Here is a 9,847-nt window from a genome sequence, read left to right on the forward strand (position 1 = left end):
GCAGGACAGCTGATAACCCTGGTCCCTTCTTCTGTGAATAAGAAATTATTCATTCTTAGAAAAAGACATAGGATCACCTCACAAATAATCTGAGATCATGATCCCATTTCCTGACATAAATTTATTGTTTTATATGAAATTTTCAAGGTTCGCACGGGTGTACCTTTTTTTACAAAAATGATTAGTCAATATTTCTAAATTTAAAGGTTAATTCTCCTGTATCTTCCAATATACTATCCATGATATCTTTTAGATAAGTAAAAAACGCGCGTGAAAATCTAAAATAATCTTGGAGAGTTATTGCAATGAGAGACAAATAATAGAGGTATTGTAAAATCTCAAATGTTTGGCCTTATAGTAGGACTTTCTAAGAATATAGGGAGGAATAACATGAAAAGGAAGAAAATTTTAGCTCTGTTTATGGTAGCAGCACTCTGCGTTGGAACAGTGGCAGGATGTGGCTCCAAGGATACGAAAAGCAGTAAGAGCGAAAGCGGCAAGAATGAAAACAGCGAGAGCAGTACTGGGGACAGTAAGGATGATTTGTCACCTATAACTTTCAAGTACTACAATGCAGACGGAAAAAATGGTAACTGGGAAAATCCTGTTGCTCAGGCGATTACTGAAGCCACAGGTGTGACTTTGGATATTTCCTATCCGGTAGCCAGTACAGGTGATCCTGACGAGGATATATCTTTGATGATTGCTGAGGACGAATATCCAGATATGATTTATGCTAAGCAAAGTGTAAACAGTCTGTATGAGGCAGGTGCACTTATTGATATGACAGATCTGATCGAGGAATATGGTCCAAATATTAAAAAAATGTACGGCGATGAGTTTGAAAAGCTGAAATGGGGTTCTGGAGATGAAGGAATATATCAGCTTTCTTATGCTGGTGTAGGATACCAGACTTTGGTAACCGGAGGAAACTGCCAGATACAGTACGCAGCTCTTAAGGAAAATAATTATGAATATCCTAAGACTCTGGAGGAGTATGAAGCCCTGATCAAGCAGTACCTGGCAGCACATCCTAAAACCGATGATGGTCTGGATACCATTGGTATTTCCATGAGTGCTGCTGACTGGCACTGGCTCATTACACTCAGTAATCCCGCTGGATTTATTGCTGATGGTGCACCGGATAACGGTTCCTGGCTTGTTGATGATAACTATAACTGCATTTACAAGCATGTGAGTGATAAAGAAAAAGAATATTTCAGATGGCTGAGTCGTATGTATGATGAGGGAATTCTGGATCCAAACTTTGCAACACAGACAGATGACGATTACATTGCAAAGCTTGCCAGCGGACGTGTTGTAGCTATTACTGATGCATTTTGGCATTATGCACAGGCGGAAGCAACATTGAAAGCAGAAGGAAAACTGGATAAAACATATTGTCCGCTTCCTGTGACAATTGATGCTGAGACGAAGGCACCCACACTGATGTATCAGGGTCTTCAGGTTGGATACGGAATGGCAATCACAAAGAGCTGTGAGGATCCGGTTCGTGCAATTAAATTCCTTGATTATCTCTGCTCCGATGAGGGTGCAGTACTTTACAAATGGGGTGTTGAAGGAGAAAACTATTTTGTAGATGAGAATGGAATGAGATATCGTACGGAAGAAGAGATTGCAAAAGCAAGTTCTGATCCGGATTACGGAAAAAATACTGGTATTGGCAATTATACGGGATTTCCGATTTATGGAGACGGTGCAGTGGATGAAAATGGTAATCCTTACACACCTGTTACGAGAGAATCTGTAATTGCAGAGTATAACGAGGAGCAGAAGGCAGCTTGTGAAGCATGGAATGTAGAGATGCTGACCGATATCTTCCCGCAGCCAGATGAATTCGAAACACCGCCGTATTCCCCACTTTGGGCATATGCGACACCGCAGGAGATTACGAACAATGTGGAAATTCTGAATGAGATTGCATGGCCGGGACTGATTAAGTGCGTAACAGAAAGTGTAGATAATTTTGATGCAAACTGGGATAAGCTGATTGCGGATTATGAGGCTAATGGATTGGAAGAAACAGAACAGATGATGACAGATTTCCTGGCAGAAAAAATTTCATAAACAAAAATATGGAAACTGATAAAGGGACCTGATTCGTAAGGAGTCAGGTTCTTTTCATAAATGGATAAGAGGGGAATAGAAATGAAAGGCAGGGAAAAAATATGAAAAGTAATACGATATATCCGCCGATGTCCGAACGTGAGATCAGCGGTGCTGCAATATCGAGAGAAGCGGCGACGCAGGGAATGGTACTTTTAAAAAACATAAATGGGGTTCTTCCGTTAAAGGGCAGGGGAAAGATTGCCTTGTTTGGAAACGGAGCTGCCAGAACAATCCGCGGCGGAACGGGATCGGGAGATCCTTTTAACGGCGGTCTTTCCGGCGGTGGTGATCAGGATGTGGATCAGTCTCTGCGTTATCATATTAATATTCTGAATGCTATGGAAACAGAAGGTTTTGAGATTGTGAACCGGGAACAGCAGATGGCGTGGGCCAGATGCTATGATCTGGCCAAAAGAGAGATGAAGGACCAGGTCATGAGTGTTTTTGCGTTTCCGGAGGAACCGCTGACAACAGAAAAACTGGAAGAATATGCAAAAGAAACAGAAACTGCTATTTGTGTCATTTCGAGAAATTCCGGTGAGGGAAATGATCGTTTCATGAAAAAAGAAGTATCCATTGGGGATAAAAAGTATGAAATTGGAGATTACAGGCTTTCTGCAGTGGAGATGGATAATCTTAAAAAGCTGCGGTCAGCTTTTTCTTCATTGATACTGGTGCTGAATGTTCCGGGCTCCATATCGGTGCAGGATCTGGAGGCGGCTTGTGCGGATGCTATTCTTCTCATGGGGCAGGCAGGACAGGAGGGAGGAGCCGCCGTTACCGATATTCTCACAGGTAAGGCAACACCGTCAGGAAAGCTGACCGCAACCTGGGCAAAAAAATATGAAGATTATCCTACGGCAGGCAATTTCCTTCAGGATTTTAATAAGGCAGTATATACGGAAGGAATTTATGTAGGTTATCGTTACTTTGATACATTTAATGTTGAGCCGGGTTATCCTTTTGGTTATGGACTCTCCTATACGACATTTGCACTGGGAAATCTGGAGGCATCGCTGGATGAGGATACACTGGTTCTTGGCGTAACAGTAGAAAATACAGGAGCGTTTGCCGGACGTGAAGTTGTGCAGATATATGTTTCTGCACCGGTATCGGAGATGGATATGCCGGAACAGGAGCTGAAAGGTTTCCAAAAAACGATGTTACTGGCACCGGGCGAAAAGGAAGATATCAAAATCCGCATACCGCTGCGTAATCTTGCATCTTATAGTGAAAATGCAGGAGGTTATATTCTGTCAAAAGGAGATTATGGAGTGCGTATCGGTACTTCTTCCAGAGATACAAAACCGGTGTGCAAGATTCGGCTGGAACAAACTGCTTTGACAGAACAGGTATTGGTGGAGCTTCCGTTAACGGAAACTTTGGAGGAAAAGAAGGGGTTAACTGACCGAAAGGATGAAACTATATGGAAGGATGTACCGGTTCTTCTGGCTGTGCAGATACCGGAAACGCTGGATTCGCGTTCAGCCTATAGCGATGAAAAGGTGGTTACATATGCGACAGATACCAGCTATCAGCCGGTTATGCCTTACGAAACAGTACGGTATGTGGAAAAGAAAGAATGGAAGCTGAATGATGTGGCTTCGGGCAGAGTGTCAATGGAAGAATTTGCCGCACAGCTTGATGCTGCACAATTGGCGGATCTTTGCTGTGGTACAGGCTGGGGTGTGCAGGATGAGAACAATCCTGTGATTGGAGCCAGTTCGGAATCTGTACCTGGAGCGGCAGGGGAAACAACACACGCACTGGAAAGTTATGGTGTTTCTTCTATTGTATTGGCAGACGGTCCGGGCGGTGTGCGTATCACACAGCAGTTTGAGGCAACCGATCTGGAATCGGGGGAAAAGAGGCAGGTATACCATTACTGTACGGCATGGCCGGTGGGTACGCTTCTTGCTCAGTCTTTTGATCCGGAAATTTTGGAACAGGTAGGATGCGGAATGGCAGCAGATATGCAGGCAATGCGGATTGATTTGCTTCTGGGACCAGGAATGAATATTCAGCGTGATCCTATGTGCGGACGAAATTTTGAATATTTTTCTGAAGATCCTCTCATATCTGGAAAGATGGCGTCAGCAATGGTACGCGGTCTTCAGAGCCTGCCAGGAGGAGGTGGATGCATTAAGCATTATGCAGCTAATAATCAGGAGACGAATCGGAATGCTGTGGATTCTGTGATTGGTCAGCGGGCACTGAGGGAGATTTATCTGGAACCCTATAAAATTGCTATTCAGGAATCTCAACCGTTGTCTATCATGAGTTCCTACAATCTGATCAACGGTGTTCCTACAGCAGATAGTTATGACTTATGTACGGATCTTGCCCGCGGAGAATGGGGATTTGAAGGTCTGATCATGACTGATTGGAACGGAGGCAGCAGTACACCCTGGAAATCCATGCATGCCGGAAATGATTTGATTATGCCGGGAGGAAAAGGAAGGGCCATGAATATTCTTCAGGCTGTGAGAACAGTTATGCCAGAGTTTGATGAACGTGGGCAGGTAATTATGGTGCAGGAAGTACCATTTGCACCGGTTTTCGCAGCCAGCTGGAATTCCTTTACAGTTGATCCGGAAGGACCGGATACAGTCATGGCACCTCTGGGTGAAGGACATACTGCCGAGATGAAGGATGGAGAGATTTTGGTTGATGGGGAAAAAGTCTACATGCAGGCAAATGATATGAAAACATTTTTCAATGATCCGGCAAGTTTTGTGCCAAAGATATGCCCGGCCAATGAGGAAGTTGCTTTTATTTTAGATGATGGCAGAGCAATCGGATACAAAGGACATTTAGATAAGAAACCTCGTCTGTGTCTCGGAGATGTGCAAAGATGTGCAGTCCATAATCTTCGGATCATTCTGAAATGTATGGGATTATAGTAGATGGGTATCAATAATTATTGTATAATGAGGTGAAAAAGTTTAGAAAATGAGAGGATGACTGAAGTCGGAAAAGAGATTGGATATGAAAATACGGAAAACTTTTTTCGTGCGTTTAAAAAGCATTATCATATGACTCCCTCTCAGTATCGGGCTGCAATACAGGAAGAGACTAATATGCAAACTGTATGTGGAGATAGAGATGTAATAAAACGGTAACAAAAAAATGACAAAATGGTAATGAAATAAGATATACATAAAATTACTAAAGAAAGGTGGAATACAAAATGGGAAATTGTTTTTACTGTAGTAAGGCAGAACCGGTAGTTCAGACTAAGGCGGGTAAGATACGGGGATTTAAGATGAATTCTACATACACTTTCCATGGCATCAAGTATGCTGATGCTGATCGCTTTCAAATGCCAAGAGAGGTAAAACCATGGAAAGGTATTAAAAATGCTCTGGCCTATGGTTATGTGTGCCCTATGCTGATGCAGGATCATCCGTTGATGGAGGTTATGATCCCACATCGTTACTGGCCAATGGATGAGAATTGTCAGTATCTGAATATTTGGACACAGAGTCTGGATCCGGAAGCAAAAAAACCGGTTATGGTATGGTTGCACGGAGGTGGATTCTTTGCAGGCTCATCCATTGAACAGGTGGCGTATGAGGGAGATCATCTGAGTGAGTACGGAGATGTGGTTGTCGTGTCATTGAACCATCGTCTGAATATTTTGGGATATCTTGATTTATCTGCTTATGGGGAAAAATACTACAATTCTGCTAATGTGGGAAATGCAGATATGGTCGCAGCCCTTCATTGGATTCAGGACAATATTGCTAGTTTTGGCGGAGATCCAGGTAATGTAACCCTGTTTGGTCAGTCCGGTGGTGGAATGAAAGTTTATTCCCTGATGAATACACCGGCTGCAGAAGGTTTATTCCATAAGGGGATTATCCAGAGCGGCGTAATAGAAGAAGGTAAAAAAGAGGCAGAGGATGACGGTACCGCAATTGTGGAGGCCCTTCTGACGGAATTGAAGTTGGAATCCGTTGAGGATTTGGAAACGATTCCTTACTATTTCCTTGCGGAAGCATATAATAAGGTGTCACCCAAGCTGCAGGAGAAAGGACTCTACGTGGGAGGAGAGCCGAGAGCAAATTCATGGTATGCCGGTGATCCGCGCAGAGTAGGATTTACCGATGGAGCAAAAAAGATTCCGGTGATAGTGGGTAGCGTTTTTGGAGAATTTGATTTCAAGCCGGTTCTGGAGAATAGGGATGAACTGACCCGTGAGGAAACGATGAAACTTCTGGAAAAATGCTTTCAGGAGGATGCAGAAGAGATTGCAGCAGAATTCGAAAAAGCATATCCGAATAATCGCCTTGTAGATGTTCTGTCGCTGGATTATATTTTCCGTTATGCATCGAAAGATTTCATTGCGAAGAAGTCAGTACATAAGGAAGCTCCCGTATATTCCTACATGTTTAATTATGAATTCCCATATGAGGGAGGAAAACTGGCATGGCATTGCTCTGAAATCCCGTTTGTTTTCCATAATATTGACCGAATTCCTATCTGCAATGTGCCGGGAGAAACAGACCGCCTGCAGGAGAGAATATGTGGTGCCTGGATAAACTTTGCGAGATACGGAAATCCTTCCGTTCCTTCTCTTCCGCAGTGGCCGGTATGTGAGCCAGGTAAAGAGGCAATTATGATTTTTGACAATATCTGCGAAGTTAAAGATAATTATGACCACAGGCTGATGGAGCTTCTTGTTAAACATGCTCCGGCATTTACTGTACCATTAGATGAGGATGCAGAAAATGTATTTATGCACTGATGCGGAAAGGATGGAATGCATATGGCAAAGCTGACTACATATCAGGTGACGGAGATTGCAAAAGACACCTGGGTTATCAATGAGGCTGGTATGACAGCCATGTTTTTGTTAAAAGGTACGGAACGTGCATTACTCATCGATACGGGTGTCGGAATGACAGACCTGAAAAAGCTGATTTCCTGGCTGACTCCGCTTCCCTATGATGTAGTGCTGACACATGGACATCCGGATCATATCGGAGGAGCTGCTCAGTTTGAAGAGGTATATATTCACGAAAAAGATGAGGATAGTCTTAAACCGATAAATTATGATAGCATCGCAGATTATGTGGAACTTTTGGGAAATATGGGAGCTTACGATGTGTATGACTGTAGCCCTGCGGATATCCGGCGGATACAAAAGATGCCAAAATGTCTTCCTTTGAAGGAGGGGATGGTGTTTGAGCTGGGGGGACGCAGTATCGAGGTAATTGAGACACCGGGTCATACATCGGGAGGCTGTTGTTTCCTTGATCGGAAAGAGCGAATCCTGTTTTCTGGAGATGCCTGCAATGGTAATCTGCTCTGCAGAGACAGTATTAATACACTATTGGGAGCTCTGGATAAAATCAAGTCCTATGAAAGTGAATTTGACCGCAATTTTAATGGCCATGTGGGATATGCGGGAATGCCTTTCGTTGGTTCCATGGATCATAGCATCATGAATACAGCGATACGCATCTGTGAGAATATCCTTTCAGGAACTGCGAAAATCGAGGATGGCGGTAAGAATGCGTTTGACGGAGATTGCAAGGTTGCGACAGACGGAAGAATCCGTATTGTATTTTCCCCAGACAGACTGATAGATGAAGGTGAAATTCCAGTAAGATAAACACAACAGACTCCGCTGGGGTTAACTTAAGCCTGAAAGCCTTGAAATCAAGACCTTTGGGCTTTTTATAAGTGTGCCATCAAGGCAGAATCTCCGGTTCTGGTGGCTTACAGTACCATAGACATGATGAGGTAATAAGAATGAAAAAATATTTTTTGTATTTTCTTGGTTTGAATTTAATAGCTTTTGCTGTTGTATTAAATGTTCGCTTTGATTTAGGAGTTGCTGCTTTTAGTTCTGTGATGTATTCAATATCACAAATCTATAACATTTCTTTAGGAACAGCTTCTATTATCTGTTACTTAATATTTGTTATTATTCAATGTATTTTATCCAAAAAGATCACAGTTACTTTTATTTTAGAAATTCCGTTATCGTTTGCTTTTGGTTGGTTGACTGATTTATATGATTTTATAATTCCTACATTATCGTTAAGTTTATACTTAAGGGTTATTTGTTTTATTATGACGATGTTCATTACTGCAATGGGCGTATTTTTAAGCGTGAAAACAAATCTTATTTTAACACCAACTGATGGTATTGTAAAAACTATTTCAGAAGTCTTCTCTTTTCCTTTTTCAATAGTGAAAAATACTTTTGATATTACACTTGTGTTTGTCACTATTATTTTATGTTTAATTAATCATACCCATTTTTATGGTCTTGGTATAGGAACCATACTGACAGCCTTATTTATAGGAAGAATTATTAATATTTATGAAAAAAAGATACAGTTATCTTTTTAAAGGTGGCAATTGGGTATTACGATGCTAAACTGTTGCTGGAAGCATCGAAGGAGACACGGATCCATATGCAGATGGTCTTTGCCTTGTTAATGGGGCTTAGCCAACCTTGATCATAGCGCACAATAAAACACTTGCAGCACAGCTGTATGGTGAGTTTAAGGAATTCTTCCCGGAAAACGCAGTGGAATACTTTGTCTCCTAGTATCTTGATATTAATTTGCATACCATATATTGATTTGGAAAGGTAAAATAATACTATATAAAGCATAATAAACGATGCGTTAAAAGTAAATGGACATGATGGATTGGCTATAACGGTGAACAAAATTCGTCGAAGAAAGTAGTAAAATTGATACATGGAAAATACTGATTGAGAAACGAAGGTAAACTGGTTATAATAAAATCAAGAAGAAAGATTTGTGAATCGAGAAACTTATAGTATTATCAGCAGAAAATGAGGTGATGATGTATGCCAAAGATTATGCAGGATTTAATTAAACAGTATGTGGAAGAGGTCAAGAAGATTTATGGTTCCCATGTACGTCAGATAATCCTTTATGGTTCTTATGCAAGGGGTGACTTCCGTCCGGATTCTGATGTGGACATTATGATTCTGGTAGATATGTCAGATCTGGAATTAAAGGCATATGCACAACAGCTCTCGTACATGACCTATGACTTTAATATGGATCATGACACGGATATTAAGCCTATTGCAAAAAGTGAAGCACATTTTAACAAGTGGATTGTGAACTATCCATTTTATTCCAATATTCATAAAGAAGGGGTAGTTTTGTATGGAGCAGCATAATCAGGAAATCGGTACTAGACGGGATCTGGTGTTATATCGTCTGGAAACAGCCCGAAATGATCTGAAATCAGCAAGAGCATTATTTTCTATTGAAAACGGCGCGTCGCATTCTCGTTACTTTAGCCTGCAAATAAAAAGTCAATACTAAAATTGAAGAAAGTTAAAAAACTTTACAGGTTAAAAATTAGGCATTAAAATAAGGCCACCACAACCAGTGCTGGTCTGAAAGTAAAAGTTTTGAATTAGCTTGGATCAGGAAGAACAGAAAGATATTCTTTCACTCGTCCATAGTATATTCTGAGAAATTTATTAGCACCTGCAGTCATATAAACATAGTAAGGCTTACCCTGGGTGCGTTTTCTGTCCATGAATTGATATACAGGATCATCCTGAGGCATGGTTTTGATAAGAACATCCATTGCTTGAAAAAGAGTCTTTCTTAAATTTGAAGATCCACGTTTAGATGTTGGGACGCTTTTTGGGGCATAGGAACCAGATTCGTTTACCCCAGGATCAACTCCGGCGAATGCAGTAAGGGCT

8 protein-coding genes and 1 pseudogene are annotated in these 9,847 nt (G+C 41.5%); 8 read left to right on the forward strand and 1 reads right to left on the reverse strand.

The window, feature by feature from the left end:
- Positions 1–390: 390 nt before the first annotated feature.
- The 8 genes and pseudogenes from DWX32_RS11370 (at position 391) to DWX32_RS11400 (ending at position 9,307) form a co-directional block, all read left to right on the forward strand.
- Positions 391–2,088, forward strand: coding sequence for an extracellular solute-binding protein (locus DWX32_RS11370; protein ID WP_158579581.1), 1,698 nt, complete (start codon positions 391–393; stop codon positions 2,086–2,088).
- 101 nt (positions 2,089–2,189) lie between these two features.
- Positions 2,190–5,033, forward strand: coding sequence for a beta-glucosidase (locus DWX32_RS11375; RefSeq protein ID WP_117804615.1), 2,844 nt, complete (start codon positions 2,190–2,192; stop codon positions 5,031–5,033).
- 57 nt (positions 5,034–5,090) lie between these two features.
- Positions 5,091–5,252 carry a helix-turn-helix domain-containing protein gene (locus DWX32_RS20875; protein ID WP_082424921.1) on the forward strand — a complete coding sequence of 54 codons (162 nt, stop codon included), beginning with the start codon at positions 5,091–5,093 and terminating at the stop codon, positions 5,250–5,252.
- A 68-nt stretch (positions 5,253–5,320) separates the two neighbouring features.
- Positions 5,321–6,880 (forward strand): carboxylesterase/lipase family protein, encoded by a 1,560-nt coding sequence (locus DWX32_RS11385; RefSeq protein ID WP_117804614.1) that lies wholly within the window; start codon positions 5,321–5,323, stop codon positions 6,878–6,880.
- Between the two features lie 21 nt (positions 6,881–6,901).
- Positions 6,902–7,750 carry an MBL fold metallo-hydrolase gene (locus DWX32_RS11390; protein ID WP_158555036.1) on the forward strand — a complete coding sequence of 283 codons (849 nt, stop codon included), beginning with the start codon at positions 6,902–6,904 and terminating at the stop codon, positions 7,748–7,750.
- 140 nt (positions 7,751–7,890) lie between these two features.
- Positions 7,891–8,496: a YczE/YyaS/YitT family protein gene (locus tag DWX32_RS11395; RefSeq protein ID WP_117510997.1), complete on the forward strand. Its 606-nt coding sequence runs from the start codon at positions 7,891–7,893 to the stop codon at positions 8,494–8,496.
- A gap of 100 nt (positions 8,497–8,596) precedes the next feature.
- Positions 8,597–8,695 (forward strand): annotated as a pseudogene (locus DWX32_RS20745) (DEAD/DEAH box helicase family protein); the annotation flags it as partial.
- A 270-nt stretch (positions 8,696–8,965) separates the two neighbouring features.
- Entirely contained in the window at positions 8,966–9,307 is a 342-nt protein-coding gene (locus DWX32_RS11400) for a nucleotidyltransferase domain-containing protein (protein ID WP_055220717.1), read from the forward strand.
- A 242-nt stretch (positions 9,308–9,549) separates the two neighbouring features.
- Here DWX32_RS11400 and DWX32_RS11410 read toward each other — a convergent pair.
- On the reverse strand, positions 9,550–9,847 hold a 298-nt coding region (locus DWX32_RS11410), incomplete at its 5' end, for a transposase (RefSeq protein WP_147398489.1).

The sequence above is a fragment of the Blautia sp. AF19-13LB genome (assembly GCF_003479105.1).
In the GTDB taxonomy this organism is placed as follows: domain Bacteria; phylum Bacillota; class Clostridia; order Lachnospirales; family Lachnospiraceae; genus Fusicatenibacter; species Fusicatenibacter saccharivorans.

Bases quoted from the DNA above. Each gene is read 5' to 3' on its own strand.
- DWX32_RS20875 (WP_082424921.1), top strand. From the start codon at position 5,091: ATGACTGAAGTCGGAAAAGAGATTGGATATGAAAATACGGAAAACTTT.
- DWX32_RS11385 (WP_117804614.1), top strand. From the start codon at position 5,321: ATGGGAAATTGTTTTTACTGTAGTAAGGCAGAACCGGTAGTTCAGACT.
- DWX32_RS11370 (WP_158579581.1), top strand. From the start codon at position 391: ATGAAAAGGAAGAAAATTTTAGCTCTGTTTATGGTAGCAGCACTCTGC.
- DWX32_RS11390 (WP_158555036.1), top strand. From the start codon at position 6,902: ATGGCAAAGCTGACTACATATCAGGTGACGGAGATTGCAAAAGACACC.
- DWX32_RS11395 (WP_117510997.1), top strand. From the start codon at position 7,891: ATGAAAAAATATTTTTTGTATTTTCTTGGTTTGAATTTAATAGCTTTT.
- DWX32_RS11375 (WP_117804615.1), top strand. From the start codon at position 2,190: ATGAAAAGTAATACGATATATCCGCCGATGTCCGAACGTGAGATCAGC.
- DWX32_RS11400 (WP_055220717.1), top strand. From the start codon at position 8,966: ATGCCAAAGATTATGCAGGATTTAATTAAACAGTATGTGGAAGAGGTC.